At 57.7% G+C, this 1,323-nt stretch carries 1 protein-coding gene; it reads left to right on the top strand.

All coding sequences use genetic code 11. From position 1 onward, the window contains the following. The coding region (locus NKI17_RS36810; protein ID WP_352907946.1) for an FG-GAP repeat domain-containing protein at nt 1–1,323 on the top strand (1,323 nt) is incomplete at both ends.

Here is a 1,323-nt window from a genome sequence, read left to right on the forward strand (position 1 = left end):
TCTCCGGCGCGCTGCGCAGCGCGTATAAGCTGACCTACGACCAGGCGCCGTTGTCCAACGCCTCACGGCTGACCGCCGTCACCCGCTACGGCACCGATGCGGCCATCGCCGCCGACGGCACCATCAGCGGGGGCACCGCAAAGCCGCTCGGCCAGATGACCTATCAGAATACAGATGGGCTCTATACGAGCGTTAATAGTGCGCTTGCAGGAGCACCTAACGAGACCGGCGATTTGGATTTTGACGGTCGCGACGAGATCTTTGGGGACGGCATAAACAAATCCCAAAATAGCGGCGGCCACGATGGAAGCCCAACAAACGTATGGACTAGAACAAAGCATATTTACAAATTCAACTCAGATGGGACTCCGATCGGAACCATATCATTGCAGCTTGATTCGATTTCAAAACCTGTTGACGGCATTGACTACACTCCAAAGTATTTCTCTCGGCCTGGCCGGTTTCTCTCGACCAAAAACACAATGGACTTTGCGACTGCGGTAACGAGTAGTTCTTTCAACGGGGCCACCGGCGCAATTACGTATTCGACAACAAGATCGATCGTTCAGACAACCCCCCAGTTGTCGATGACAAAGGTTGGCTGCGCGCCGGCCGGTTACGAAGCAGTCTGTGCGGCAATACCGGCATCTGCAGCAGGCGCTTTCGTAGCCGATGCCGACGGCGACGGAATCGACACGCTCGATAAGGGCGGCTCCCCCTTCGGCGTCGGCGACTTCCTCGGCAATGGCCGTCAGCAGCCAATATACAGATCGGGCGATAGTTCCGTAAAAAAGGGGGTGTTTTCAGTCGACAAATGGCAGCCGGGCGGGACCTCATTCGATATCACCACCGGCCCTTGCGTGCTGGCCGATATCAATGGCGATGGGGCAACAGACATTGTCCATTACAACCAGGGCGGCAGCACCCGAGTATTTCTGTCGACCGGGATTGGCTTCAAGGGCTACGTCAAGCACGACGCGGACGGAGATATTGGCATCCTGCGCGACTTCGACAATGACGGCCGCATGGACCTCATCACGCTGAGCAACAGCGATCTCCAGACCCAGCCCTACAGCACCGGCACGGTCAAAATTTACTTCCTGCAGCCGTCCTCGACGGACTTCACCCCGGTTCGGTTTTACCTTCCGGTGGCAATGACTGCTGGATCGCCGGTCGGCGACTTCAATGGCGATGGCCTGCCGGATTTTACTGACTACCACGACCACATGTTCATCTCGGCCCCCGGCGCGGGCAATCCGAACCTGCTGCGCAGTGTTGTGACGGAGCTGGGCGGGACGATCGCGGTGGAGTATGCGCCGTCGT

Source organism: Mesorhizobium sp. M0816 (assembly GCF_040320005.1).
In the GTDB taxonomy this organism is placed as follows: Bacteria; Pseudomonadota; Alphaproteobacteria; order Rhizobiales; family Rhizobiaceae; genus Mesorhizobium.